The organism is Pseudomonas sp. LBUM1676 (assembly GCF_059695605.1).
Genome location: NZ_CP166777.1, coordinates 1,089,063 through 1,114,881 on the forward strand (window position 1 = coordinate 1,089,063; position 25,819 = coordinate 1,114,881).

The window sequence follows — 25,819 nt, forward strand, 5'->3', positions numbered from 1 at the left end:
ACTGTTTCTCAACCGCAGGTGTATCGTATTCGCCTTTTACAGGCCTTCGCGCCTGTCGCTGATACGTGAGGTAGTTGAGTTCATGTCCTTTACCCGTCGCCAAATCCTCGGTGGCCTGGCCGGTCTTGTTGTCGTTGGTGTCGGAGCGGGGGGCGCGTCGCGGTACTGGCTGGGCAAAATGGCTGACGCCGATGCGGGCCACGACTACGAGCTGATCGCGGCGCCGCTGGACGTCGAACTGGTGGCCGGGCACCAGACGCCGGCCTGGGCGTTCGGTCCGTCGGCACCGGGCACCGAACTGCGGGTACGGCAGGGCGAATGGCTGCGGGTGCGGTTTATCAACCACCTGCCGGTCGCGACCACCATCCACTGGCATGGCATCCGCCTGCCGCTGGAAATGGACGGCGTGCCCTACGTCTCGCAGCTTCCGGTGCTGCCGGGCGAGTTCTTCGACTACAAATTCCGCGTGCCCGACGCCGGCAGCTACTGGTATCACCCGCATGTGAACAGCAGCGAAGAGCTCGGCCGCGGCCTGGTCGGCCCGCTGATCATCGAAGAGCGCGAGCCCACCGGCTTCAAGTACGAGAAAACCTTGAGCCTCAAGAGTTGGCACGTCGATGAAGAGGGCGCCTTTGTCGCGTTCAGCATTCCTCGCGAAGCGGCCCGTGGCGGCACGGCAGGGCGCTTGTCGACCATCAATGGTGTGTCGCAGGCGGTGATCGAGCTGCCTGCCGGGCAGATCACCCGGGTACGCCTGCTCAACCTCGACAACACCCTGACCTATCGCCTCAACATCCCCGGGGTCGAAGCGCAGATCTACGCGCTGGACGGCAATCCCATCGAGCCGCGCCCGTTGGGCAAGGAATACTGGCTCGGCCCCGGCATGCGCATCTGCCTGGCGATCAAGGCGCCGCCGGCCGGTCAAGAGCTGTCCCTGCGCAACGGCCCGGTACGCCTGGGCACTTTGCGTTCGGTGGCGAACACCGATGCACCGACCCAGTGGCCACCCGCGTTGCCCGCCAACCCGGTGGCCGAGCCGGACCTGGCCAATGCCGAGAAACTCAACTTCAATTTCGAATGGGTGGGTTCGGTGTCGGTCAACCTTGATAACGGCCAACCGCCAAGCCTGTGGCAGATCAACGGCAAGGCCTGGGACATCAACGACAAGACCTGCGCCGACCGCCCGATTGCCAGATTACAGAAGGGCAAGAGCTACATTTTTGAATTGAAGAACATGACCCAGTATCAGCACCCGATCCACTTGCACGGCATGAGCTTCAAGGTCATCGCCTCGAACCGGCACAAGGTGATTCCGTACTTCACCGACACCTACCTGCTGGGCAAGAACGAACGCGCCCAGGTGGCGCTGGTGGCGGATAATCCCGGGGTGTGGATGTTCCATTGCCATGTGATCGATCACATGGAAACCGGCCTGATGGCCGCCATCGAGGTGGCCTGATGCGTCAGATACGTCCCGCCGCGATCATCGACCGCAGCCGTGATCGCGACTTCATGCGCGAAGCCCTGGCGCTCGCCGCCCAAGGCGCCGCACTGGGCGAAGTGCCGGTGGGCGCGGTGCTGGTACAGGACGGTGAAATCATCGGTCGCGGCTTCAATTGCCCGATCAGCGCCAGTGATCCGAGCGCCCATGCCGAGATGGTCGCCATCCGCGCCGCTGCCCAGGCTGCGAGCAATTACCGACTGCCAGGCAGCACGCTCTACGTCACGCTTGAACCGTGCAGCATGTGCGCCGGGCTGATCGTGCATTCGCGGATAGCGCGGGTGGTGTATGGCGCGCTGGAGCCCAAAGCCGGGATTGTGCAGAGCCAGGGGCAGTTTTTTACCCAGGGCTTTTTGAATCACCGGGTGCTGTTTGAAGGTGGGGTGTTGGCCGAGGAGTGCGGGGCCGTTTTGAGCGAGTTCTTCAAGGCCCGTCGAGCAAAACCAGCAGACTGAACACCAACCCAATGTGGGAGCGGGCTTGCTCGCGGAAGCGGTGGATCAGTCAACATCTCTATTGAATGATAAACCGCATTCGCGAGCAGGCTCGCTCCCACAGGGGATCTCCGTTCGGTAGGGAGATCGGGGGTTATTTGCGGGCGACAATCACCGCCCGCATCGGCGCCGGCAAGCCTTCAATCGTCTTGCTGTGGTCCTCAGGATCCAGGAAGTCGCTCAACGACTGGTACTTCATCCACTCCGTCCCACGCTGTTCCTCGACCGTGGTCACACTCACATCCACACATTTCACGTCAGTGAACCCGGCACGACGCAACCAGAGCATCAGCGCCGGCACCGATGGCAGGAACCACACGTTGCGCATCTGCGCATAACGGTCTTCCGGCACCAGTACCTGCTGCTGATCGCCCTCGATCACCAGCGTCTCCAGTACCAGCTCACCACCCTTGACCAGGCAGTCCTTCAGCGCCAGCAAGTGCTCGATCGGCGAGCGACGGTGGTAGAACACACCCATGGAAAACACCGTGTCGAAGCCTTCCAGATTGGGCGGCAGATCCTCGAAGGGAAACGGCAAGTGCCAGGCATTGGGCTCGGACAGGTAACGCTGCACTGCCTGGAACTGGCAGAAGAACAGCCAGTTTGGATCGACGCCGATCACGCTGTCGGCGCCCGCACCAAGCATGCGCCACATGTAGTAGCCATTGCCGCAGCCGACATCGAGGATTCGTTTGCCTTTCAGGTCCAGGTGCTTTGCTACCCGCGACCACTTCCAGTCTGAGCGCCACTCGGTGTCGACGTGCACGCCAAACAGATCGAACGGTCCTTTGCGCCATGGCGACAAACCCATCAACGCGGTGCGCATTTGTGCGCGGGTTTCATCGTCGCAATCGGTGTCCAGGGTCAGTCCATTGAGCAAATCGACTTCGCTCGGCTGAATCTTTGGCAAGGCGTCCAGCGCGCTCTGCCAGCGCTCCAGGTCGCCGTGACCTTTTTCCATTTTCTTGTCGAGCTGTGCTTGCAGGGTATTGGCCCAATCGGCCAGCGGCGTACCGGCCAGACGGCGGGCGAGGGGGGACAGATCAATCATGGCAAGGCAATCAACGAGGCAAAATTAAGACACTGGAACCACGGCACGACTTTCGAGAACCCGGCGGCCAACAGGCGTTCGCGATGTTCGTCGAGGCTGTCGGGCTTCATGACATTTTCGATGGCGCTGCGCTTCTGGGCGATTTCCAGTTCGCTGTAGCCGTTGGCGCGTTTGAAGGCCACGTGCAGGTCGGTGAGCAACGCGTGCTCTTCGGGATCGTTGAAACGCAGCTTTTCCGAGAGAATCAGCGCGCCACCGGGTAGCAGCGACTGGCGGATGCGCGACAGCAACGCGGTGCGCTGGTCCGGGGCGATGAATTGCAGGGTGAAGTTCAGTGCAACCACCGAGGCCGGCTGGAATTGCAGGGCGAGGATGTCGCCTTCGATCACTTCAACCGGCAGCAACTCCTGGAACATCGAGTCCTGGCCGTTGAGGTACTCGCGGCAGCGTTCGACCATCGCCGCGGAGTTATCCACAGCGATAACGCGGCAACCGTCGGTGCGCACATGGCGGCGCAACGCCTGGGTGACAGCCCCCAGGGACGAACCCAGGTCGTAGAGCACGCTGTTGGGCTGGGCGAATTGCGCGGCGAGCACGCCAAGGTTTTCGACAATGGTCGGATAACCCGGCACCGAGCGTTTAATCATGTCCGGGAACACCCGCACCACGTCCTCGTTAAAGGCGAAGTCGGGCACCTGGGCCAAAGGCTGGGCGAAAAGGCGATCGGGTTCTTTGCTCACGGCGGTTCCAGCGGCGTAGGTGGAAAAGGCCGGCATTTTAACGTAGGTACAGGAGTGCTGCGATGGGATTTAGAGGTTGTGTCGGGCTTGTCGATGGCGAGTATTTCCAGCCCTTCCCTCGTGTGCAAGAGGGAAGGACCGGCCGGGAGGTTTACGTTAAGCTCTATTGCCCCCCGACGACACAGCGCGCGCCCACCGCTGCCAGGGCCGTTTGCAAGTTAGCAACGGGATAACCCAGTGCCCGGGCTGCCTCATCAGCGCCGCAAGCGGCGGTATTAAAGTCTTCCTCTTGACTCCAATAGCTGTGATTGGCCAACGCAAACACCTGGAACGCCTTGCGCTGATCCCAGCCCGGTGTCTTGGACAATAAGCAGTAAGCCTTGTTGTAGACACCGCTGGAATTATGCGCATCCATGCCCATGTCGAACTGCGATGCATGTTCGATGGATTTGCCATCGGTGGACTGATGACACATCTGGCGCAGGCCACCTAAATGACCGTACTCGCCGTCGGGCTTGGTAATGGCACTCAATACGACAAAATCACTCTTGCCGTCCCTGCGAAACTTGGCCGCTTCGCCTGCCATGTCCGAGAACGCCTCATTAATCCCCCCTTCCTGGCGAGAATTATCTTCCAGGCCTGAGTTCTGCTGGGTAAACCCATGACTGATCTCATGAGCTACGACGTCCTGACTTACGAACGGATAAAACGACTTAGCACCGGCAAGGAAGAGCCCAGTGTTTTGAGATCCATTCCAAAACGCTCCGTCGCCTTCGGCAGTTAAGAACACCACTTTCAGCCCCCCAATTACTGGCTGGATGCCAAGGATGTCTAGATACAAGTCTTTGGTAACAATGGTGTGGAAATATAAATCGTTTATCGGGGTGTAGCCGCCATTGATCGGCTCTTGAACACTAACAGGGCAAGGGAAAATCCAAGGGGGGGAGTTGACCGAGATGGTGCCGAAGAACACCTGAATGCCGTTGTGATCGAACGAGCAGGACTGGCCTCGCTGCGCGGCGGGTAGTGTGGGGCGTTCTTTTCCGTAATGATATTCACCAATCAATACATTGCCACCCGGCCCATTCGTAGGGCGGGTCTCAAGCGACGCAACGCCTTCCCACCATTTGAGCACTTCTCCGGTCATGGCATCGATCAGCCCGGTCGGATTAGACGGGATCCCGGTTTTAGTATCGATGCTGTAGGACACCCGATAAATCAGTCGCGCCCTAGTTTCGTGGTGTGGCTGATAGATAAAAAGTTTGATGCGTGTGAGCGTCGGAGGCTGGGTAGTTATTCCCTTTTTGAGGCGCCACTGCTCTCGCAATGCCTGTACAGCCTGATCCGGATTTAAAGTCGGCTCGACGCGGGGTATATCTTGCTCAATCCCTTGCAGATAGCGGCCGCTGGCATGGATTACCTCTCCCGTGGCGTTGCGCTCAAAGGTAACGCTATGGCCATATATTGGCACCCCTTGATAGGTTTGAGTCATACGTTGCACCGATCGTTGACCAGCAAGTGCAATAGGCTCACCCGTTGCTTCAAGATGCAGTTGATCCAGTTTGAGTACGTATGGGTTGGGCGTGTTGGAAGCGATTCCCTTATCGTCAACTGTTTCAACGGAAGCGGCCTGTGCCAAGAGTGGCAACATGACGTACAGAATGCCAAGAAGAGTGGCTGAGAGGCGACTACGCATAAAAATGTTATTCACTGTTTATTAGCGTTGAATGACCCTGATATCCAAAGTCCCATTGTTTATGCAGTGGAGTATTGAAAAGTCCTGGCAGTGTGTCTACCTAGCAGAACTGATAGGTTCGGGCCCAACCGGAATGAGATAATCTATTTGTATTTTATTCGCGCGGGAGAGGGTGTTAGCGGTGGGAAGTTATTGTGCGTCCGAGTATGGAAATCAAGCGTTGCGAACACTTGAGTACTGGGCGCAAGCCTTTGTTACTTATTTGCGCTTTTTCCGAATGAACGCCGACGCCGTAATCCCCCATTGCCCCAACCAATAGCTGAGGATGATCACATAAGGCGCGGCATGGAACGGCGCGACGAAGCGGTCGATGCCAATCACGCTGTCCGAAAACACAAACGCCACCGCGCCCGCTGCCGCCAACAGTGCCGAGCGTTCGGGCACATCGCTGCCAAGTCGGGCCAGCGCCCGCCAGAGCATGGCGCTGATGGCCAGGGCATAGACGATCACCGGGATCAGCAATGGACCCAGACCATTGGCAATCAAAATCCCCAGCAACACCGCGCCGACGCCCAAAGCGACGATCAGCGGTAACATCGCCAACCGCCGGCAATCGCTCAAGTACGCTTTCAGATAGGCCAGATGGGCCAGCAGAAACGCCCCGAGGCCGAACACAAACAAATCCTGCGGCCACGCCAGCAGCACATCGCCGAGCAGGGAGAATATCAATCCAAGGCTGATCCAGCGTCGATACTCGCTGGGCGGTGCGTCGTGCAGCCAGCCGAGCAACGCGAGTACCGGCAACGGTTTCACCAACAGGCACATCAATGCCGCATGCACGCTCAGACCGTAGAGGTACATCACCGCGCCCATCAGCGCCAGAATCAGCCAGCCCACGATCAGTTAACCGAGATGGCACATTCAAAGGTTTCCACCGGCAGCACTTCCGGTGCCCAGGGCTGCTGGGACGTCAGGCGCAAGCGCCCGGTACCGTTGGCGAAGGCCTGGAAGCGCCAGGTCGAGACCCCGGCCGCGCCGACGACGCCGGCGTCTTCCGGATTGCTGTAAACCTCAGGGCCCAGTGCGCGCAAGACACCCCCGGCAGAGTCCTGGATCGCCCAGCGGTAACCCGTGGTCGGATTGCTGGGCAGGCTCAGAATCAGGGTCTGCCCGTTGTGCAGCTTCGCCGGGCATGCGCTCTGTTTTTCCACGCTCAGGTTCTGTTTCGGCTGCGAGGTGCAAGCGGCCAGCAAGGCGAGGGCTAGGGGGACCAACAAGCGGGTGGGGGACATAAGTGAGCAGCTCCGGCATTCACGACGAACGGCGAGCATAGCTGAAGATGAGACAAATTGTGACGGCGACGGGGAGTTAGCGTCGTGAGTGCCGACGCCATCGCGAGCAAGCTCGCTCCCACAGGTTTATCACTGTACTTGTGGGAGCGAGCTTGCTCGCGATAGCAATGGTGCAGGCACTACATGCTTGTCAAAACAGCACCTTCGCCACATCCGCAAAACGCTTGGCAAAGTGCACGGTAATTCCTTCCTTCAGATAATCCGGCAATTCCTCGAAACTGCCACGATTCGGCTCCGGCAAGATCAACTCAAAGATCTTCTGCCGCCGCGCCGCAATCACTTTCTCGCGCACCCCCCCAATCGGCAGTACATGCCCGGTCAGCGTCAGTTCGCCGGTCATGGCCACGCCTTTCTTCGGTGGCTGGTTGCGGGCGAGCGAGAGCAGGGCGCTGGCCATGGTCACGCCGGCGCTCGGGCCGTCTTTGGGGGTCGCCCCTTCCGGAACGTGCAGGTGGACGAAGGCTTCGTCGAAGAATTTCGGGTCACCGCCAAACGACTTCAGGTTGGAGCTGACATAGCTGTAGGCGATTTCTGCCGACTCTTTCATCACGTCACCCAATTGCCCGGTGAGTTTGAAGCCACGGTTGAGCGTGTGAATGCGCGTCGCTTCGATCGGCAGGGTCGCGCCGCCCATGCTGGTCCAGGCCAGGCCAGTGATGACGCCGGTACCAGACAGCACCTGCTCATTGCGAAACACCGGATGGCCCAATGAGGCTTCCAGGTCCTTGGGAGCAATTTTGATCACCGCTTTCGGCTCGTCGATCAACTTTACTACCGCCTTGCGCACCAGTTTGCCCAGTTGCTTTTCCAACTGGCGAACCCCGGCTTCACGGGCGTAACCGTCGATCAACGCTTTGAGGGCGCTGTCGCTGATGGCCAGGCTGCCTTTGGACACGCCGGCTTTCTCAAGCTGCTTGGGCCACAGGTGACGCTTGGCGATGGCGATCTTTTCTTCGGTGATGTAGCCCGACAGGCGGATGACTTCCATTCGGTCCAGCAAGGGGCCGGGGATCGAGTCCAGGGTGTTGGCGGTGCAGATGAACAGCACTTTCGACAGGTCCAGGCGCAAGTCCAGGTAGTGGTCGAGGAATTCGACGTTCTGTTCCGGGTCCAGGGTTTCCAGCAGCGCCGAGGCCGGGTCGCCCTGGTAGCTCTGGCCCATCTTGTCGATCTCGTCGAGCATGATCACCGGGTTCATCACTTCGACGTCTTTCAACGCATGGACGAGTTTGCCCGGCTGCGCGCCGATGTAGGTGCGGCGGTGGCCCTTGATCTCGGCCTCGTCGCGCATGCCGCCGAGGCTGAAGCGATAGAACGGCCGGCCCAACGATTCGGCGATGGATTTGCCGACGCTGGTCTTGCCCACACCCGGCGGGCCCACCAGCAGCACGATGGAACCGCTGATCTCGCCTTTATAGGCACCCACCGCGAGGAATTCGAGAATGCGGTCCTTGATGTCGTCGAGGCCGGCGTGGTGCTTGTCCAGCACCTTGCGCGCGTGCTTGAGGTCGAGTTTGTCCTCGCCATACACGCCCCAGGGCACCGAAGTCGCCCAATCGAGGTAGTTGCGGGTGACCGCATACTCCGGCGAGCCGGTCTCGAGGATCGACAACTTGGTCATTTCCTCGTCGATACGTTTTTGCGCCTGGGCCGGCAACACCTTGGTTTCCAGACGTTGCTTGAACTGTTCGATATCGGCGCTACGGTCATCCTTGGTCAGGCCCAGCTCCTGCTGGATGACCTTCAATTGTTCCTTGAGGAAAAACTCGCGCTGATGCTCGCCGATCTTGCGGTTAACTTCGGCGGAAATCTCTTTCTGCAGGCGCGCAACTTCGACTTCCTTGCGCAGCATCGGCAGGACTTTTTCCATGCGCTTGAGCATCGGCACGCAGTCGAGCACTTCCTGCAGTTCGCTGCCGGTGGCCGAGGTCAGGGCGGCGGCGAAGTCGGTCAGCGGCGACGGGTCATTGGGGCTGAAGCGGTTGAGGTAGTTCTTCAGCTCTTCGCTGTACAGCGGGTTGAGCGGCAGCAGTTCCTTGATCGCATTGATCAGCGCCATGCCGTAGGCCTTGACCTCATCGGTCGGCTCGGTGGGCTGGTGCGGGTATTCGACTTCCACCAGATACGGCGGGCGATGGTGCTTGAGCCAGGTCTTGAGACGCACACGGGTCAGACCCTGGGCGACGAATTGCAGTTTGCCGTTTTCGCGACTGGCGTGATGCACCTTGACCAGTGTGCCGTAGAGCGGCAGGGCCGAGGTGTCGAAGTGGCGCGGATCTTCCTGGGGCGTGTCCATGTAGAACAGGGCCAGGCAGTGGTGATCCGATTTGCTGACCAGATCCAGGGTTTCAGCCCAGGGTTCTTCATTGACGATGACCGGCAGTACCTGGGCCGGGAAGAACGGGCGGTTGTGGATCGGGATGATGTAGACCTTGTCCGGCAGGTTCTGGCCTGGCAGGGCGAGGCCTTTGCCGGTGGAGTGATGTTCGACGTTTTCCGGGTCGGCGTATTCGGTGGGGTCTTCAGGGAATTCTTGCTGGTCGCTCATGGGGCACCTGCGCAATGGACTATGGGTGTTAGATGGGGCAGGTGGGAGGTGGTTTCAATGGTCGCGGTTAATTCAAGGTATTGGAGTGTGCAGGGCGCGTCCGATTATTGCTCAATAAGCACGTGGCGAGGGAGCTTGCTCCCGCTGGACGGCGTAGCCGTCCCGTTTTTTGGGGTCGCTTCGCAACCCAGCGGGAGCAAGCTCCCTCGCCACAGACCACGGTGTTTACCGGGGAGGATCGATTTGATCGAGAACGCGGTTCGCCGTGATCTCCGCGAGCATGATGCTGTTTGAAATACCCAGCAGGGCATTGCGGGACCCGCCGTCCAGGTGGTCCACCAGGTGATGGACCATCACGTCGACCGAGGCCAGCGTCTCGACCAGATAAACCACGAGGGTTTCGGTCGTGGCCTTTGGGTCCACCGTGAACAGGGGTGCTGGGCGTGCGCGGGGTGGCTTTGATGTCGGCCATCGACGGGAAGTGGAAATCGAGGGCGCGTTCAGCGGCTTCGTTGAGTTTGTTTGAGTCAGTTGATTCGTAGGGGGAAACGGCGTCGGTTTCGGGGGGATTCGGGGATTGTTTGAACATGGTGAAGCTCCATTCGAAGAAAGGGAGTTCGCCACGACTGCGACCAAGCAGTTGGGTGGCGAACCGTACGCAGGTTGGTCGACCAGGGAATGGAACCCGGCAGGGCCGAAGCCCTCCCACGCACAGCTCGCCATGAAGCAAGCACGAAAAGTGCGACATTCTAAACCTGGGCGACCAAACCCGTTCGCTGAATTTGCAGCGACCCCGAAAGCCTATCGCCCGGGCTTCCGACACGACAACCGATAGAGCTTGTCGGAATTGTCCTCCGGAACAGTCATGACTGTAGGACGTGCGCAAATGTTTTCAGGCTGAAAATCGATCAAATGTGGGAGCGGGCTTGCTCGCGAAGGCTGTTTAACATTCACCATCTGTGTTGGCTGACACACCGCTTTCGCGAGCAAGCCCGCTCCCACAGTTGTTCTGCAGTGTGGCAAAAATTGCGTTCCAAAAAAAAGGCGACCCCCTCACAGGAGTCGCCTTTGATTTGACTGCCGCTAAAACTTACTCGGACAGTTTGTACGCAATCACATAGTCACCCTGTTTAGTGCCCAGCGACCCGTGACCGCCGGCAACCACAAGCACATATTGCTTGCCGTCCTTGCCGGTGTAGGTCATCGGCGTGGTTTGCGCGCCGGCTGGCAGGCGGCCTTCCCACAGTTGCTTGCCGTTTTTCACGTCGTAGGCCCGCAGGTACTGGTCCAGGGTGCCGCTGAGGAAGCCCACGCCACTGGCCGTGGTGAAGGTCCCGCCCAGGCTTGGCACGCCCATGCTCAGGGGAATCGGAACCGGCGAGCTGTCGCGCACGGTGCCGTTCTTGTGCATCCAGATGGTTTTGCTGGTGGTCAGGTCGACCGCCGCCACGTAACCCCAGGCGGGTGCCTGGCACGGCAGGCCCATTGGCGACAGCAGTGCTTCGAGGATTACGCCGTATGGCGCGCCTTTGTTCGGCTGCACGCCTTCGGTTTCGCTTTTACGCGGGCCTTGGGCGGCGATTTCCGATGCCGGGATCATTTTCGATTTGAACGCCATATAGCTCGGGTTCACGAAGGCGATCTGACGCACCGGGTCAACCGCGATGCCACCCCAGTCGAACACGCCGAAGTTGCCTGGGTAGACGATCGAACCTTGCAGCGATGGCGGGGTGAACGGGCCGTCGTAGCGCAGGGATTTGAAGTCGATCCGGCAGATCAGCTGGTCGAACGGGGTGACGCCCCACATGTCGCGCTCTTGCAGCGGCGGCGGCATCAGGTTCAACTCGGATTTCGGTTGGGTTGGCGAGGTGTGGTCACCTTCGACAGCGCCTTGCGGAACCGGTACTTCGTTGATCGGCACGATCGGCTGGCCGGTGCTGCGGTCCAGCACGTAGATGCTGCCTTGCTTGGTGGACGCCAGTACCGCCGGCTTCACGCCGTCAGCGGTCTTCAGGTCCATCAGGGTTGGTTGGCCACCGACGTCCATGTCCCACAGGTCATGGTGGGTGAACTGCATGTGCCAGCGCACCTGACCGGTCGCGATGTCGAGGGCGGTCAGGCCGGCGGCGTGCAGTTCCGATTCAGGCGTCCGATCGCCGCCGAACTGATCCGGGGTCTGGTTGCCCATCGGCAGGTAGAGCATGCCGAGCTTTTCGTCGACGGCGAATATGGACCACATGTTCGGCGAGTTGCGGGTATAGACCTCATCTTCGGCAATCGGGGTGGTGTCGTCCGGGTTGCCACTGTCCCAGTTCCACATCAGCTTGCCGGTGTGTACGTCGAACGCACGGATCACGCCGCTTGGCTCGTCGGTGGAGACGTTGTCGGTCACGTGACCGCCAATCACCACCAGATCCTTGGTGACCGCCGGTGGCGAAGTTGAGTAGTAACCGCCGGCGGTGAACCCGCCGATGTTGGCGCGCAGGTCGACCTGGCCTTTGTCACCGAAGTCTTCGCACATCTTGCCGGTGTCGGCGTCGAGGGCGATCAGGCGCGTGTCGGCGGTGGGCAGGAAGATGCGACGTGGGCAGACGGTGCTGACGGGCGTCGTGCTGGCCGTGCCGGTCGGGCTCTGCTCGGAGGCGTAGACGGCGTCATCGTGATAGGTCACGCCACGGCAGGTCATGTGCGCCCAGCCCTTGAAGTTCTCCGCGTTTTGCGTGGAGAGCTTCGGATCGAAACGCCAGATTTCCTTGCCGGTGTCTGGGTCCAGGGCGATCACCTGGCTATGCGGCGTGCACACGTAGAGCATGCCGTTGACTTTCAGCGGGGTGTTTTCGGCAGTGGTTTCGCCCGGGTCGTTCGGCCCTGGCAGGTCGCCGGTACGATAGGTCCAGGCCGGTACCAGTTTGTTCACGTTCTGCGGGGTGATCTGCGCCAATGGCGAGTAACGATCGCCGTGGGCGCTGCGGCCGTAGGAGTTCCAGTCACCGTCCGGCATGGCCGGGGCGGTGTTGGTCATGCCCGGCACGCTGTCGCGGTCCAGTTGGCCTTTGATCTCACCGGGGTTGGTGAATTGGCTGGCCAACGCGGTAGCGCCCGCCAGCACCACGGCCACGCTCAGCGCGCCGGTGCCCATCGGCGCGGCGCCTGCGCGCAACAGCGGACGGCGGAACCACGGCAACAGCATGACGAGGCCCAGCGCAAACAGCATGGCCAGGCGCGGCACCAGTTGCCACCAGTCGAGGCCGACTTCCCACAGGGCCCATACGGTGCTGGCGAACAGCACCAGTGCATACAGGCCCAGTGCAGCGCGGCGTGCGGCAATCAGCAGCACGCCGGTCAGCGCCAGGCCGATACCGGCCAGCAGGTAATACAGCGAGCCGCCGAGCAGACTCAGCTTGATCCCCCCGGCCAGCATGGCCAGGCCCATTAGCAGAAGCAGGACACCGAGCAGGCTCGGCAGCAGACGGCTTCGACTCAAAGCACCATCAGTGCTCATAGTGTGGTTCTCCGTGACGTTTTAAGTAGTCCCGCGCAAGTTCACTGTAGATGACGATCCTGTGCGGGCAGGGTTCAGATAAAAATGGTGCGGTGTTGAATGCGGTCCCCTGTAGGAGCGAGCTTGCTCGCGATGGTCGTCAACGATGACGCTCCGGGCCTGATACCCCACGGCGTCCTCAGGTTTTTCGCGAGCAAGCTCGCTCCTACAGGGGTTGCGGTGTTCGTTAGAACGACGACTGGATCTTGATCCCTCCAATCAGCGCGTCATCGACCTTGTCCACGCCACCGGGGTGGCGGATGTATTGCAGGTTCGGGCGCACGGTCAGCCAGTTCGTGACGTGCACGCCGTAATAGAGCTCGGCGCTGTATTCGGTGTCCTGCGGTGGCAGGAACGACGGGTCGTCGAAGTCGTGGACCGCGCGGGCTTGATTGGTCGCCTCGGCGTTCTTGCGATAAGCCGGGTTGACGTGAACCCGGGCGACGGCGAAACCGATATCGTCCCGGGTGCGGGCATCGAACAGGCCTTTGTAGACGACGCCGGCCTGGACATAGTTGTCGATGGCGTTGGTCTTCTTGTCGTGCATCGTGGCGTTGGCGAAGACGCTCAAGCCGCGGGAGTTGTCGCTGGCGCGGCTGGTCAGTTGCTGTTGCACACCGAGCCACACGCCGTGCTTGCTCGACGCACTGCGGTAAGCCTCACCGCTCAGGGCGGCGGGCTGGCCGTTGCTGTCCTTGTAGGCGTCGGTGGCGTTGGCGTTGCTGTAGTAGTAACCGGCGCGGTATTCGCCTGGCAGACCATTGAATTTTGGCGACCACACCAGCTCCACCGGCAAGATCGCACCCTGGGTGCCGCTGCCGCTGAGCTTGAACCCATTATCGCGATCAAGGTTCGACGGGTTTTGCTCGTAGGCGCCGACTTGCGCATACAGCTGCGGCGTCAGGTGATATTTGACTCGCATCGCCCATTGGCTGACCGGCCAGTTGTACCAGATGCCGCCGACCCAGTTACCGACCTGGGAGCCGCAGAACGCCAGGTTCTGGAAGTCGCAAGGGAAGCTGTTGAAGTCTTCCCCCTCGCCGAAGCGACCAACTTTGATGTCGAGCTTTTGATCGAAGAATTTCTGCTGGTACCACATTTGCGTCAGGCGCCAGGTCTGGCCACGGCCCCAGACTTCCTGGGCCGAGGTGAAGCCGCCGACCCGTGGATCGTTGATCCGGTCGTTGCTGATGTTGTTGCCGCTGCGCTCGGTGATGGTCAGCTGAAATTCGGCGTCGCTCCAGCCGAGGATCTTCTGCAGGTCCAGATGGGTGCCGAAGCCGAATTGGTCGCTGTAGCGGGCCGTGCGATCGTGGTCGTAGCCGCCGTGCAGATTGCTGCCCATTTCACCGGTGTAATCGACTTTGAAGTCGTAGCCTTTTTCCGATAGCTCGGTACGCGTGCCGTTCCAGTCGCCGAGCATCCACGGCGAATCGCTGTCGAACGCCGGGGCGGCCTGAACGCAAGTGGTGAGGCTTAAAACGGCGAAACCGCCCATCAGGTTCAGGGCTTTTCGGCTGGCAGCAGTCGTGCAGACAGCGCTGTCTCGCGAGGATTGAAAATAAGGCATAGAGAAGGAATTCTTGATCTTTTTCTGGGGATGAACTGAAAGCAGCAGGCATGAAGCGGGCAGTTGAAGCGTTTCAGCTGGACGGGCGTAAGGATAATGTTCTGTTACAAATAGAGAAAGGGCTTTTGCTGACATGGAGCTTTTCGTAATCGGTAACAGTAGAGCACGCTTGCTGGCGATAGACGTGAACGATGACGTGCGCTGTCTGGATGACCTCGCCGCCTGCAAGTTCTTCGCGAGCAAGCTCGCTCCTACGGTTGAATGATGTCGGTTCGGAAGATGTTTAGGGATTCACCTACAGTTAGCAGGCGGGAAACAGATTGCTTCCCCCCAACGAAGCCCTCGGCTAAGGTGCGCGGCTTCCAATTCCTACTTCGCTCGAAGGCCCGGCATGACCGAACAGAACAACAACCCGCTGCACGGCGTGACGCTGGAGCAGATCCTCAATGCCCTGGTTGAGCATTACGAATGGTCGGGGCTGGCCGAGCGCATCGATATCCGCTGCTTCAAGAGCGACCCGAGCATTAAATCGAGCCTGACCTTTCTGCGCAAAACCCCTTGGGCGCGGGAGAAGGTCGAGCGCCTGTACGTGAAGTTGATGCGTACCAAGCGTCCGGTCTGAGCATGCTCGCCCAGTCTGGCGCGCGGCGTCGTCTGGTCGCCGTGGCGGCCTGCCTCGGCTGGGCGGGATTGAGCATTCAGCTGTATCTGATTCTTTACTTGCGCTGGAGTATCGAAGCCAGTTTGCTTGGCGGGCTGATGAGCTTTTTCAGCTACTTCACCGTGCTGACCAACACGCTGGCGGCAACGGTACTGACCTGTGAATCGACGTCCCGCGAGTCGGCGGCGCGACGCTGGTTTTTGCAGCCGGGGGTGAGCAGTGGTATCGCGGTGAGTATGGCGCTGGTGGGGCTGGCGTACAGCCTGTTGTTGCGCCATTTATGGCACCCCGAAGGCTGGCAGTTTCTGGCTGATGAGCTGATGCATGATGTGATGCCGCTGCTGTTTCTGGGCTGGTGGTGGTGCTATGTGCCCAAAGGTATCTTGCGTCTACGGCACATCGCGTTGTGGCTGATCTATCCGCTGGTGTACTTCGCTTATGCGCTGCTGCGTGGGCATCTGCTGGCGGCTTATCCGTATCCGTTCATCAATGTCGACAAGCTGGGTTATCCACAGGTGTTTATCAATGCCGGTGGGTTGTTGGTGGGGTTTGTGGGGATTGCCTTGCTGGTGATTGGTCTGGACCGGTGGCGGCGCAATCCCTGAATCACCTGGGGACCCCTGTAGGAGCGAGCTTGCTCGCGAAAAGCCGGAGAACGCCGCGGGGTGTCAGGTGCCCAGCGTCATCGTTAACGACCTTCGCGAGCGAGCTCGCTCCTACAGGGGGGCGTGTTTATTCTTCGGTAGTTTCATCCAGCCGCCAGTAGCCCACCGCTTTGACGAACTGCTCGTCCAGACCGTGCTCATCGAGCAATACCCGGCGAATCTGCCGCGACACCTTGGTTTCGGTCGCCACCCAGGCGTACAGATTGCCGCTGGGCACTTGCAGTTGTTTCACGGTGGTCAGCAGGTTGTTCCTGCCGCCTTCGCGCAAGACCCAGATCACATTGATCTGCGCCGGGCTTTCGAGCCGTTGTTGTTCGGCACCGTTCTCCACTTCCACAATGACCAGCGCCCGGCGGTTAGCCGCCAGGCCTTCCAGGCGTCGAGCGATGGCGGGCAGGGCGGTCTCGTCGCCTATCAGCAGGTAACTGTCGAAGATGTCCGGCACGATCATCGAACCCCGTGGCCCGCCGATGTGCAGGAACTGGCCGGGTGTGGCCTGTTCGGCCCAGGTCGCGGCCGGACCGTCGCCGTGCAGCACGAAGTCGATGTCCAGTTCCAGCGTGTCGAGGTCGTAGCGCCGCGGGGTGTAGTCGCGCATGGCTGGCATCGGGCCGTGGTCTTTGCCGGCACCGAGTACCAGGGTTTCCAGCGTCGCCTGTTCCGCCGCGTTCTGCGGGAACAGCAGTTTGACGTGATCGTCGGTACCAAGGCTGACGAAACCTGCCAGCTCAGGGCCGCCCAAGGTAATCCGGCGCATGCGTGGGGTCAGGTCGACCACCCGCAGGACTTGCAGCCGACGGCGCTTTATTTCATGCATGACGCGGTGAATGGTTTGGGTATCAACATCGGTCATTCGGCTTTCTCCTGTGCGGCTTGAACGGCGGGGCCGTCGACGATGGCTTTAGCGGTGTCATTGAGCAAGTCGCGCACTCGCAGGATTTCTTCCGGACTCCAGCGACCATGATGCATTTGCAAGGCATGGCGCAGGTTGTGCACGGCTTCGTGAATTTCGGCCGGGCGATCATGGCCGCGCAATGAGCGCTTGCTGACGTCGATGCGCATGCGCACGCCGTCCAGGGCAATGACTTGCTCACTCAAGGAAACGCGACCGGCGTCGGTCACGCTGTAGCGTTTTTTTCCGCCGTCGGCGTCGCCCTGAATCATTTCGCTTTCTTCCAGGAAGGTCAGGGTCGGATAGATCACGCCGGGGCTGGGGCTGTAGGCGCCGTCAAACATGTTTTCAATCTGGCGGATCAGGTCGTAGCCGTGACATGGCTGCTCGGCGATCAGCGCCAACAGCAGCAGCTTCAGATCGCCTGGGGCAAAGACCCGCGGGCCACGCCCACCGCGTTCGCGGCCGGGGCCCGGGCGTTTTTCGAAGCCGTCGCGGCCGTCGTTATGTTCACGGTGCTGGGAATGATGGTCTCTCATTTTTGCTTGCTCTCGTCGTGTTTAGATACAACTTAAGATATATCTTAATTTGAGTGCAAGACGTTTTTTGCCAAAAGCACGCCTCTGTCGACGAGCGGTGGATTCATGCAAGGGGTGAAATTGCGCTGAAAATACCTCTGCATGCAGGTGGTTTTTTCAAAAAATCAAAAATTGAAAGGACTTAAAGCAATTGCTCTAATATAAGTTGAGCTTTTATTCTAAAGTCCTTATAAGTCTAGTATTCATTACGGGAAATTCCTGTATGGTTTTTTAAGTAAATCTGTATGTAGGCCGTAACTTACAGTCACTGTTTTATATCTTGGTTTTTTGTATCTTTTTCCTTCGAGTTGTAAGGTGGTTTTACTACGCGCTCCTAGGAAGTTGCCTGCTTACTTTCCGGAACGGGAAGGTGAAGATGCACCGGCGTTGGAAGTTCAAACAAAACGACCCATGACAGGGAAGTGACTTTTGAACTTTCAATGAACCGACTCCATCTAGAAAAAAACAGGTACTTACCAATGTTCAAGAAAATCGCAATCGCAGCTCCGTTGGCTCTTCTGGCACTGGGCTCCTCCGGTGCATTCGCTGCAGGTGAAGCGGCGCACTCCATCAGCATCATCGCCCACGTCCCGACCAACGGTTTCTATGTAGTGCCAACCAATCCTGATCTGGTGAACAAGGACCAGGACATGAGCTACCAGCCGAGCACTGGCAAAATGGGCGAAGTCAACGGGTTCTTCGATATCCGTAATAACAACGGTTCGGTACACGCCAGCCTGGACAGCGCGCCAAAGCTGATTTCCGGCTCCGAGGCCATTGATCTGAAGGTCAAGATCAATAACGTTGAACTCTCGACGACGCCGAAAGCGATTGTGGGGGAAGCCGAGTCAGACGTGAACTTCCGTGCGGCGCTGAACATTGCAGTTGCGGACGCAACGGGGGCCACTCCCGCGCCTGGCGATTACACCGGTGTCGTGGCAATGACCTTCGACGCCGTGCCTCCGGTAGGCACGCCTTGATCGAGCGATCAGGCATTAAGCGCTGACTGTTCCTGGTCGCGTTACCCGGTGGGGCAAACAGCCTCGTATGTCCCACCGGACTTCAACTTGTTCGTAATCAGAGTAAGAGTTCATGTTCCCGATGACACCCATCGCGGCTGCGCTTGCGCTGTTGTTTTGTGCCAGTGCGGCGGCGGCCCCTGTTTCTTCCGCCGGTACGACACCGCGAAGTCTGTTGGCCCAGGCCAAAGGCCTGCCGGCGGATTTCGAGGAGCATTTCTTTGATGTGCCCCTGGCTGTTCGGGTGGAACTCGATCAGCAGCCCCTGGGGGAGGCCATGGTGGTGTTGTCTCGCGATGATCGCATCACCCTGCTCGAATTTACCGACACCAGCGAAAACCGCTTCGGCCCCGCCGAGCGGGAAAAATGGGCAAGTTATCTCAAGCCGGGTGTGCCGCTGGGCAATTGCACCGGTGCCTGTCCGGATCAGGTGCTGGCCGTGCACTACAACCTGGAAAACTCGCTGGTCTCGATCCTCACCGAAAATGCTGAGCGCGATGTAGAAGCCAGGCGTTACTACGAACAGCCCGAGGGCGGTATGCACCAGCGCCCTGCCAGTACAGCGGTGTAGGGGCTTACACCGCCTCGAGTTGCGCAATAACGGCAACACTGTGGTCATCGTCGATGAATTCAAAAGCTGCTCATTGAGCAACGAGAGCGACTGCGGCGCGACGACTAAACACCACGTCATGGCCGGCAAGGCCTTTGGCTTCGATAAGGAAAAGGGACGCGAATACCGTTTCACCCTGATCGAAGGCGACACTAAAAAAGTCCTGAAGATCGCCAGTCGATAGGTCGGTTTTCCATTGACGCAAGGGGTATCGAACATGATCAAGCAATGTGCCGCCGTCGCGCTGATGGCAACCACCGTACTGATGGGCTCTTCGACATGGGCGGCCCGGGAAGAGCACACCTTCGAGGTGTCACTGACCATCCCCAACCGCTCGTTTTACCTGATCCCGGCCGAACCGGACTGGATTCACCGGCCCCAGCGACTGAACTGGGACTACCCGACCTCCACGCTGAGCAGCGTGAGAAAAAATTTCGACGTGCGCCATGACACCAGCGCGATTGAAGCGCGCCTGGAAGCAGCGCCCTTCCTGTCGAACGGCAAGCCGGGTGACGACATTGCGTTGCGGGTCAGTTTCAACGGGGTGGAGTTGAGCCCTGACATTGCCCCGCGGCAAGTGGTGTCGGCGGCCGACGCGGCGGCGGGCAAGCGGGTGTTGCTGGAGATCGAGCCGGTGAAACCGGCTGGAGGGTACCGTCCTGGGGAATACAGCGGCAACGTGCTGTTGTTGTTTAGCGCCAGGGCGCCGGGGGAGTGAGCGTGTGAGTTGTCAAAAGGACATCCAGACTCTGATTCAAGGGTACAAGCCGATGAATCTTACCCGCAGAGAATGCTTCAAATGTGGGCGCGGCGGGGCGCGGATCGGTCTGCTGTTCGCCCTGTTCGCCCTGTTCGCTGTTACCGCACGGGCCGAGGTGCATGACATCGAGGCCACGTTCCAGCCGGATTCTTCGAACCCACAAAAAAATCAGTTCAAGAACCAGACACCGTCCGAAGGCTTTTGTCAGCAGGTGCCACAGGCCTGCGAACCTTCGGGCCTGTTCAGCCTTATCGCGCGTATTCCATTTACCGCCAATGCGCCGATCAGGGCCAATCATGCCGATCCGCGTCAGGGCGGAATGGCCAAAGTCGCTTCCGACTGGCGAGACGTGACGGTGAACCACGCCTCGGGTGAGCCGCAAGGCGGCTGGCAATTCTGGCTGACGCAAGGGCGTAAACCCACTCGGTTGTTCCGTGATCAAACCTTCAATATTTCAGCGTCGAGTCGTTTCAAGATGAACCTGCGTTGCCAGTATGCCAGTGGTAATAACTGTGCTTTGTTGGAGCCAGCCGCCGGCCACCCGGTGCCGCTCGAAGTCAGCGTCACCCTGCCTGCGGGACTGACGGATGCAGCGGGGCAACCAGTCAATCGTCGTCCACTGCGGCGTGATGGCATTGGCACCGAGTTGTTTCAGCCAGGCTTTTACCTGGATCGCAAACCCGGCACCCTGCATTTCGAAGTCGCCCGCGAGGCGGTTCCGGAAATGCTCAAGCCGGGTGTCTCCCGAAGTTATTCGGGCAATGTCACCGTCATATGGGATTCGGAAGCGGGCTGATCAACGTGTCGTAAAAACCCAGTCCCGAGGGGATGAAACTCAGGACTGGCTGGGGTTATTCAATAGTGGCCATGGAGCGTTACATTTTTCAGATCCCGGCTCTTGTCATCGCTTCACGGGTCAGTTTTCTGGCCAGATTATTTCGTTCATAACTCAAATCTGACACCAGCCGCTCATACTGCTGCGTGCTCATTTCTTCTTCGCCGAACAGTTCGCTCTCTGGAACATTCAGCTGTTTCGCCAAATCCTCCAGCGTTTTTTTACGCGAGGCCAAATTCTTCACATCCGTTTCGTTCACCCAGTCTTGCTGGGCTATGCGCAGATCTTCGACCAGCTCTTGTTTCGATTCGAAAAGACGACTATTCGTCTCGAATTCGGCAGGGTGAGTGTCTCGCAAATGTTTAACCCAAAACGGATTCTCGAATGGATCAATCATCGCATTGACCAATCCGTCGCCTTCTTCGCGCTCGATGACCGTCTCATAGGCGGTGTCGATCATTTTCTGGTCCACGCGCGACGTCCCCTGATACAGCATGCTTTCAGACCGCCAAGGTAAATCCAATCGATTGGCCAGCCCCGTCTCGTATGCCAAGTGGACTTCCACTTCATCCGGCGCGTGGTAATCCTCTATCGGCGGAACGCGTCGGCTCATCTCGAGCTGAGCGCGGATTTCCACTCGGGCAATCTCCCCCACCTGGTCCAGACGTGCAGCGCTCCTGGCCAGGTTGACAAGGTTGTTTTCAAGATCCAGGGCAGATGTCGACTCCGCGTGCGCCTTCGACACCAACACTTTTATTCCCATATTGTTGAACAGTTGAGACCCGGCATCACCGCAGGTTTCAGGGTGCCTGGCCTGTTTGAACAATTCTTCGCGCAGGTCGGTGTCCAGAGCGACGGCGTCGATCATCTGCCAGACCCGCTTGGTCAGCTGTTTTCGCGACTCGGGATACTTGTAGTCACTGCTCTCTCTTTGTTTGCGAATAACGCTGAAAAAATCCTCGGAGCCAGGTTCCGACGCCACCTCGTCCCAGGACTCAGCCCGATAGGTTCCGACCCCAGTGGAGTAACTGTAAATTTGCGAGTCGTCCGATAACGACCTCCAATGGGCTATCTCATTGGCCGCAACCTGTTCATAGACATGTTCGGGAGCAAGGCCTACCGACTCGCGGTAGCTTCCCAGCCGGACTCGATCGATATCGTGAAGTTTATTGGTGTCCAGACGCGTGCGTGCCACGATCAATGCGTGAGTGGAGCCTGGCACGACCTCGGGTATGGTTTTGATCGGACTGCTGCGCAGGTCCAGATGAAAACCGCGCGGGCGGGATTTCGCGATAATCCCGTCCTTGAAAAGACCTGCCGGCCAGTCGTCGAGACCGGTCGTTCTCAGGCTCAGCACTTTCAGTCTGGGCATGCGACCGACATCCAGCGGTTGCATCAAGGGATTGTCATCCAGCCTTAGGGTTTCCAGGCGAGTGAGGTCTCTCAACTGGCCGGCGGACTCAGGGGTTAATCTGATTCTATTGTTTGACAGGCGCAAGGTTTCGAGCAGACGCATTCTGCCGATTCCGGTCGGTAGTTGAGTCAGGTTACTGTGGCGGGCACTCAAACGACGAATGTGGGGGAAATCACGCAACAGGCCATCGGTGCCAGATGAGAAACGCGTGTTGTCCACGTTCAGCACCGTCACCTGATCGAGGAATTTTTTGATATTGGGTTGTTCACGCAGATCCTTCCACCAATGATCGAGATTCGGGTGAGTCAAGTCTGAGGATAAGTCCAGCGTGTAGCCGGATTCTGGATGGGTACTGCGTTCACCGAATGCCTTGCTTTTGCGTTCGAAGCATTCGAGAAGCTGGTCATGTATTTTAAGACCACCCTCGTGCAGGAACTTTCGCAGTTTGCGGAGCTCTTCCAAGTTGTCCGAGTCGGGATATTGGTCTTGGCGCCATTTTCGCAATGTACTGCGCAACTCCTCGAGTTCATCCCTGAGCCGGTCCATGGCCTGGTCAGGATCACCCTTGGCACGCAACACCTCGACGAATGTTTGTACCTCTCGTTCGTTCAATGTCGGATAAAGGTTCTTCACCTTTTCTTCAGGTGTCTTCGGGCCAAAAAACCAGGACCACCCACGCACCAGATTCTCGGTTTCAATACTGGCAACTGGACGAATCGGCGGTTCTGCCATCAGGGTTCGGCGTTCGGCAGCCGACGCGGATTTTTCCATGATCCACAGTTTCAGCAGACGGCCCTGATCGCGTTGGTAGCCCACGGCCGCCAGTTTGTCGTCAGGCAGGGCGCGCAGAATCGAGTCGTAGAAGTTGCCGGCATCGTGGAGTTTTTTGTGGGTCCCGTCGAGCACCTCGTACTGGCCATGCTCATCCCTGATCAGCCGCCGAACCGTTGCAGCGTCATCCGGGCCGACGCTGCACCGCAGTGCGCCGTCATAGGTGCCGTCACGCACCTCGATGCGCAAGTCGCCAAAGATGTCGGTATTGAATTTGAGCGTGTTCAGCGCCAGGCGCTCGGTATCCGGTACAACCAGCTCGTCCTGATAAAAGCCGTCGTAGGCGCGAGCGGTGCCGGCTTCGAAATTGAATTCGCGCGCCTGGGTTTTAACGCGCAGCGGCAGGCGATTTTCATCGTCCATTGTCTGGCGCTCGGCTGCCTTGGCCTCGCTCAGGATTTTTTCAGTGAAGGTGAACGGCATGTCCGGGAACACCTGCTTCAGCAAGCGGACCTGCGCCTTGTTCGACCGTTCTCCTGCCCGGTACACGTATTTGGATATCTCGCCTTTACGTGCGTCGACGGCGTCCGCCAGTTGATCACGCAATGCCTGGGTGCGTTCGGCACTCTGAACGTCGCGACCGAGCAACGCCGTGATCTCGGTCTCATTCAGAAAACCCACGACGCCTTCGGGCAATTTACCGGACATGACGTCGGCGAGACTTATGCTCAACGTGTTGGCGTCGGTTGCATTGGCGTTGCCGTATTTGCGCGAACTGCCCGTCAGATCAGTATTTTCAAACACCTCCAGCGCCCGTTCGGCAGGCCAGCCTGGCAGGCTCGTCACCATAGGTTCAAACCACGCCGACAGTGGATCGATCGGCCGCCCTCCACGGATATTCGCACTCGCGGTTCGGACGTCGTCGTAGGCACTGAAGCGCTTGATGGTATCGGCCAGCACCGGTGGTGGCGGAGCATTCTCGACATGCATTCGGCGCAGCACATTATCGTCAGTGCCGCTGCTGATGCGGATCTGTTCCCGCTCGACGGGCGAAAAGCGATCGACACTGTGCCCGAGGCGACGCATCAATTTTTCGTCTTCCCAGTTACCCGGATTTTCTGCCTCGTGTACCCAGGCGCCGTGGCCGTTATGTTCCATCGTGGGTGAATAGGCATTGGGGCGAGTGGGGTGCTTTACACGGTGAGTCGTGTCGCTCGGCTCTTGCGAGGCCTTTTCGACGAAGTAGAGCTTGTTTTCCAGCGGCAGGATGTCTTGATTGGCGTTTCGATGCAGGCCGTGTTCGTTGGGTTTCGAATCGGTCGATAGCGTCAGATGCTTCTGTTCGTAGGGGGCGAGATCGGGATGCCACAGCGTTTGGGTGCCATCGCGCAGCTTGACGGATTTCATGCCCTCCACCAGCGCAGACACTTTGAGTTTGAACGTGGTGCCTATTTCAGCACCCGCCCCGAACGCCACCAGTTGAATGAGATCCGTGACCACGCTGATCACATGTTCGGCCGCTTCAAGGCCGAGACCTTCGGCCAGATCGACGATGCCCTCGATGACATCATTGGTCAGTTGATAAACGGTGTAAGCCATCATCAGTTCGCCCAACCCCGGCACGAACGGCGTGGCGATCAACAGGGCGACGTTGAAAATGTCCGAGACGATTTTCTTGAAGTTGTCCCACCAGGCCCAGCGCTCCTTGCTGTCGGTGTCGGCGGTGGACACGGCGATTTCACGTGCATCGTTGAGGATCTTGTTGAATTTTTTCTGGTAGGCGTGTGCCCAGTAACTTCCAGAGATTTTCAGGGGCTGGAATTGCAAGTGCAGAGACGGCACGGGTTCCTCCCGCCATGGCGGACGCGGATCCGTCTGATCTTCTTTATCGTGCCATTTCAAGGTGGTAAGGCGTCGATCGAGTTCAGCGAAAAAGTGCCCGCGCTGCTGCTGATCGACGAACTGGCTGAAGAACTGTCGATAACTGAGCTGCGAGGATGCGCCGGTTTTGTTTTCGCGCAACTGGCGCGCCAGTTCAGTCATGAACTGGTCTGGCGATGCGTACTCCTTGAGCGGGTGATCCGGGTCATGCGGGATATACACCAGGAGGCGGCGAATGCCGCTGCCGTCCAGCTTTTCCGGGTACAGCACAAACATGCCGGTCAGGCGCGTCCCCATCATCGAGAGGTCGCGGCACTGCATGGCTCTGCCATTGAGCAAGAGCGGTTTGTCTTTTGCCAGATCCAGGATCAGCTTGTAGGCATCGTATTCAATATCCCGGGTCGTCAACGCCAGTTGCGCGGCGACGGTGAGTGCGTCTTTCAGACTTTCGCTCACCTTATGCTTGAGGACAGCTTCAGCCACAGGTTCGCCGGTAAGCAGATAGCTTTCGAGGTGTGCTTTGTAAAGCGCGCCAATATCCAGTTCCCGGCAAAGCGTCTGGAACTGGCTGATGGTCATTTTGTCTTTGATCGCAATGACATCGAAGTGCCCGCGATTGTCGGGTTTGGTGATGAATTGCGAGTCGGCATTGACCGTTTCGGTCTTTGCGAAGTTGTGCAGCGCCGCATCCAGCAGGGACACGTTCCGGGTCGTGACACCGTCATAAAGGTCAATCGCGTACCAAGGCAGATTCTTGGGGATGTACAGGCGCAGGTAGGTCGTTTTGACGTCGTGCTCGATTCCGTATTGTTCCTTGAGCTTCGCCTGGAGCAGGGGCGCGGCAAACGAATGGACGTCCTGCAGATTTTTGAAGAGCCGGTCGACCTGGTTCTGCGAGCCCCACGCCTTGAGGTTGGCAGCTTTCAGTTTTTCGTGATGGGTGGCGGGTGCCGTGGTGTACCAGGGCTCGATCTTCAATCCGGTGGCCGCCAGTGCCTTACCTCTGCTAACGGTCGCGGTTTTGAAGTTGTCGCTGATGGTGTTCTTGATGTACTCGTAGTGCCGGCCTTTATTCGTATTCCGGGCAGGCGTGGACGTGTCAGACATGGCAATCATCCTTGATTGTTTATAAGAATGATCAGCCTATCTGTCGGGGCTAAAAAAAAAAGCCTGGATATTTGCGCCCAACCGGCGCTTTTAGCCGGTTAAGTGTTGAATATTCGAGTCCGAAAAATAACTA

At 58.8% G+C, this 25,819-nt stretch carries 19 protein-coding genes and 4 pseudogenes; 10 read left to right on the plus strand and 13 right to left on the minus strand.

All coding sequences use genetic code 11. The features are described from left to right. The first annotated feature begins 82 nt into the window (after nucleotides 1-82). Nucleotides 83-1,459 carry a multicopper oxidase family protein gene (locus tag ACA041_RS04985; protein WP_497440132.1) on the plus strand — a complete coding sequence of 459 codons (1,377 nt, stop codon included), beginning with the start codon at nucleotides 83-85 and terminating at the stop codon, nucleotides 1,457-1,459. Beyond that, on the plus strand, nucleotides 1,459-1,956 hold the full coding sequence (tadA, locus tag ACA041_RS04990) for a tRNA adenosine(34) deaminase TadA (RefSeq protein WP_497440133.1): 498 nt from the start codon (nucleotides 1,459-1,461) through the stop codon (nucleotides 1,954-1,956). The genes ACA041_RS04985 and tadA overlap by 1 nt, the downstream gene beginning before the upstream one ends. 133 nt (nucleotides 1,957-2,089) lie before the next feature. Here the strand turns inward: tadA and cmoB are convergent, their stop codons facing one another. The 9 genes and pseudogenes from cmoB to ACA041_RS05035 all read right to left on the minus strand — a co-directional run bounded on the left by cmoB (nucleotide 2,090) and on the right by ACA041_RS05035 (nucleotide 14,493). After that, nucleotides 2,090-3,046, minus strand: a complete 957-nt coding sequence (cmoB, locus tag ACA041_RS04995) for a tRNA 5-methoxyuridine(34)/uridine 5-oxyacetic acid(34) synthase CmoB (protein ID WP_497440134.1) — start codon at nucleotides 3,044-3,046, stop codon at nucleotides 2,090-2,092. Beyond that, nucleotides 3,043-3,822 (minus strand): carboxy-S-adenosyl-L-methionine synthase CmoA, encoded by a 780-nt coding sequence (gene cmoA / locus ACA041_RS05000; protein WP_497440135.1) that lies wholly within the window; start codon nucleotides 3,820-3,822, stop codon nucleotides 3,043-3,045. The genes cmoB and cmoA overlap by 4 nt, the downstream gene beginning before the upstream one ends. 127 nt (nucleotides 3,823-3,949) lie before the next feature. Then, entirely contained in the window at nucleotides 3,950-5,497 is a 1,548-nt protein-coding gene (locus ACA041_RS05005; protein WP_497440136.1) for a M4 family metallopeptidase, read from the minus strand. Between the two features lie 243 nt (nucleotides 5,498-5,740). Further along, on the minus strand, nucleotides 5,741-6,379 hold the full coding sequence (locus ACA041_RS05010; RefSeq protein ID WP_497440137.1) for a lysoplasmalogenase: 639 nt from the start codon (nucleotides 6,377-6,379) through the stop codon (nucleotides 5,741-5,743). Between the two features lie 2 nt (nucleotides 6,380-6,381). Beyond that, entirely contained in the window at nucleotides 6,382-6,774 is a 393-nt protein-coding gene (locus ACA041_RS05015; RefSeq protein ID WP_497440138.1) for a protease inhibitor I42 family protein, read from the minus strand. A gap of 190 nt (nucleotides 6,775-6,964) precedes the next feature. After that, nucleotides 6,965-9,382, minus strand: coding sequence for an endopeptidase La (gene lon, locus ACA041_RS05020; protein ID WP_497440139.1), 2,418 nt, complete (start codon nucleotides 9,380-9,382; stop codon nucleotides 6,965-6,967). A 225-nt stretch (nucleotides 9,383-9,607) separates the two neighbouring features. Beyond that, nucleotides 9,608-9,971: pseudogene (locus ACA041_RS05025) on the minus strand (DUF6124 family protein). A 501-nt stretch (nucleotides 9,972-10,472) separates the two neighbouring features. Beyond that, nucleotides 10,473-12,884, minus strand: coding sequence for a glucose/quinate/shikimate family membrane-bound PQQ-dependent dehydrogenase (locus tag ACA041_RS05030; protein WP_497440140.1), 2,412 nt, complete (start codon nucleotides 12,882-12,884; stop codon nucleotides 10,473-10,475). Nucleotides 12,885-13,110: 226 nt separating this feature from the next. Next, nucleotides 13,111-14,493: a carbohydrate porin gene (locus ACA041_RS05035; RefSeq protein WP_497440141.1), complete on the minus strand. Its 1,383-nt coding sequence runs from the start codon at nucleotides 14,491-14,493 to the stop codon at nucleotides 13,111-13,113. Between the two features lie 133 nt (nucleotides 14,494-14,626). Here ACA041_RS05035 and ACA041_RS05040 point away from each other — a divergent pair, with 133 nt between their 5' ends. The 3 genes from ACA041_RS05040 (at nucleotide 14,627) to ACA041_RS05050 (ending at nucleotide 15,759) form a co-directional block, all read left to right on the plus strand. Beyond that, nucleotides 14,627-14,758, plus strand: coding sequence for a hypothetical protein (locus ACA041_RS05040; protein ID WP_497440142.1), 132 nt, complete (start codon nucleotides 14,627-14,629; stop codon nucleotides 14,756-14,758). A gap of 126 nt (nucleotides 14,759-14,884) precedes the next feature. Beyond that, nucleotides 14,885-15,115 carry a VF530 family protein gene (locus tag ACA041_RS05045; protein WP_007944895.1) on the plus strand — a complete coding sequence of 77 codons (231 nt, stop codon included), beginning with the start codon at nucleotides 14,885-14,887 and terminating at the stop codon, nucleotides 15,113-15,115. Between the two features lie 2 nt (nucleotides 15,116-15,117). After that, nucleotides 15,118-15,759 (plus strand): Pr6Pr family membrane protein, encoded by a 642-nt coding sequence (locus tag ACA041_RS05050; protein WP_497440143.1) that lies wholly within the window; start codon nucleotides 15,118-15,120, stop codon nucleotides 15,757-15,759. 16 nt (nucleotides 15,760-15,775) lie between these two features. On the opposite strand, the pseudogene ACA041_RS05055 reads toward ACA041_RS05050, so the two are convergent. The 3 genes and pseudogenes from ACA041_RS05055 to ACA041_RS05065 all read right to left on the minus strand — a co-directional run. After that, a pseudogene (locus ACA041_RS05055) lies at nucleotides 15,776-15,883 on the minus strand (outer membrane lipoprotein carrier protein LolA); the annotation flags it as partial. Nucleotides 15,884-15,886: 3 nt separating this feature from the next. Beyond that, nucleotides 15,887-16,672 carry a siderophore-interacting protein gene (locus ACA041_RS05060; RefSeq protein ID WP_497440144.1) on the minus strand — a complete coding sequence of 262 codons (786 nt, stop codon included), beginning with the start codon at nucleotides 16,670-16,672 and terminating at the stop codon, nucleotides 15,887-15,889. After that, nucleotides 16,669-17,250, minus strand: a complete 582-nt coding sequence (locus ACA041_RS05065; RefSeq protein ID WP_497440145.1) for a PadR family transcriptional regulator — start codon at nucleotides 17,248-17,250, stop codon at nucleotides 16,669-16,671. Before ACA041_RS05065 ends, ACA041_RS05060 begins: the two co-directional genes overlap by 4 nt. Nucleotides 17,251-17,768: 518 nt before the next feature. On the opposite strand from ACA041_RS05065, the gene ACA041_RS05070 reads away from it, so the two are divergent. From ACA041_RS05070 to ACA041_RS05090, 5 genes and pseudogenes are all read left to right on the plus strand, one after another. After that, nucleotides 17,769-18,269 carry a CS1 type fimbrial major subunit gene (locus ACA041_RS05070; protein WP_497440146.1) on the plus strand — a complete coding sequence of 167 codons (501 nt, stop codon included), beginning with the start codon at nucleotides 17,769-17,771 and terminating at the stop codon, nucleotides 18,267-18,269. A gap of 112 nt (nucleotides 18,270-18,381) precedes the next feature. Continuing rightward, nucleotides 18,382-18,846: pseudogene (locus ACA041_RS05075) on the plus strand (pilus assembly protein PapC); the annotation flags it as partial. 43 nt (nucleotides 18,847-18,889) lie between these two features. Then, a pseudogene (locus ACA041_RS05080) lies at nucleotides 18,890-19,102 on the plus strand (molecular chaperone); the annotation flags it as partial. 33 nt (nucleotides 19,103-19,135) lie between these two features. Then, nucleotides 19,136-19,636 carry a CS1 type fimbrial major subunit gene (locus ACA041_RS05085; protein WP_497440147.1) on the plus strand — a complete coding sequence of 167 codons (501 nt, stop codon included), beginning with the start codon at nucleotides 19,136-19,138 and terminating at the stop codon, nucleotides 19,634-19,636. Nucleotides 19,637-19,688: 52 nt separating this feature from the next. After that, a complete protein-coding gene (locus ACA041_RS05090; RefSeq protein WP_497440148.1) occupies nucleotides 19,689-20,474 on the plus strand; it encodes a hypothetical protein in 786 nt (261 codons plus the stop codon). Between the two features lie 88 nt (nucleotides 20,475-20,562). Here the strand turns inward: ACA041_RS05090 and ACA041_RS05095 are convergent, their stop codons facing one another. Beyond that, nucleotides 20,563-25,686, minus strand: a complete 5,124-nt coding sequence (locus ACA041_RS05095) for an NEL-type E3 ubiquitin ligase domain-containing protein (RefSeq protein WP_497440149.1) — start codon at nucleotides 25,684-25,686, stop codon at nucleotides 20,563-20,565. Nucleotides 25,687-25,819 lie beyond the last annotated feature (133 nt).

Bases quoted from the DNA above. Each gene is read 5' to 3' on its own strand.
- ACA041_RS04985 (WP_497440132.1), top strand. From the start codon at position 83: ATGTCCTTTACCCGTCGCCAAATCCTCGGTGGCCTGGCCGGTCTTGTT.
- tadA (WP_497440133.1), top strand. From the start codon at position 1,459: ATGCGTCAGATACGTCCCGCCGCGATCATCGACCGCAGCCGTGATCGC.
- cmoB (WP_497440134.1), bottom strand. From the start codon at position 3,046: ATGATTGATCTGTCCCCCCTCGCCCGCCGTCTGGCCGGTACGCCGCTG.
- cmoA (WP_497440135.1), bottom strand. From the start codon at position 3,822: ATGCCGGCCTTTTCCACCTACGCCGCTGGAACCGCCGTGAGCAAAGAA.
- ACA041_RS05015 (WP_497440138.1), bottom strand. From the start codon at position 6,774: ATGTCCCCCACCCGCTTGTTGGTCCCCCTAGCCCTCGCCTTGCTGGCC.
- lon (WP_497440139.1), bottom strand. From the start codon at position 9,382: ATGAGCGACCAGCAAGAATTCCCTGAAGACCCCACCGAATACGCCGAC.
- ACA041_RS05030 (WP_497440140.1), bottom strand. From the start codon at position 12,884: ATGAGCACTGATGGTGCTTTGAGTCGAAGCCGTCTGCTGCCGAGCCTG.
- ACA041_RS05035 (WP_497440141.1), bottom strand. From the start codon at position 14,493: ATGCCTTATTTTCAATCCTCGCGAGACAGCGCTGTCTGCACGACTGCT.
- ACA041_RS05040 (WP_497440142.1), top strand. From the start codon at position 14,627: ATGGAGCTTTTCGTAATCGGTAACAGTAGAGCACGCTTGCTGGCGATA.
- ACA041_RS05045 (WP_007944895.1), top strand. From the start codon at position 14,885: ATGACCGAACAGAACAACAACCCGCTGCACGGCGTGACGCTGGAGCAG.
- ACA041_RS05050 (WP_497440143.1), top strand. From the start codon at position 15,118: ATGCTCGCCCAGTCTGGCGCGCGGCGTCGTCTGGTCGCCGTGGCGGCC.
- ACA041_RS05060 (WP_497440144.1), bottom strand. From the start codon at position 16,672: ATGACCGATGTTGATACCCAAACCATTCACCGCGTCATGCATGAAATA.
- ACA041_RS05065 (WP_497440145.1), bottom strand. From the start codon at position 17,250: ATGAGAGACCATCATTCCCAGCACCGTGAACATAACGACGGCCGCGAC.
- ACA041_RS05070 (WP_497440146.1), top strand. From the start codon at position 17,769: ATGTTCAAGAAAATCGCAATCGCAGCTCCGTTGGCTCTTCTGGCACTG.
- ACA041_RS05085 (WP_497440147.1), top strand. From the start codon at position 19,136: ATGATCAAGCAATGTGCCGCCGTCGCGCTGATGGCAACCACCGTACTG.
- ACA041_RS05090 (WP_497440148.1), top strand. From the start codon at position 19,689: ATGAATCTTACCCGCAGAGAATGCTTCAAATGTGGGCGCGGCGGGGCG.
- ACA041_RS05095 (WP_497440149.1), bottom strand. From the start codon at position 25,686: ATGTCTGACACGTCCACGCCTGCCCGGAATACGAATAAAGGCCGGCAC.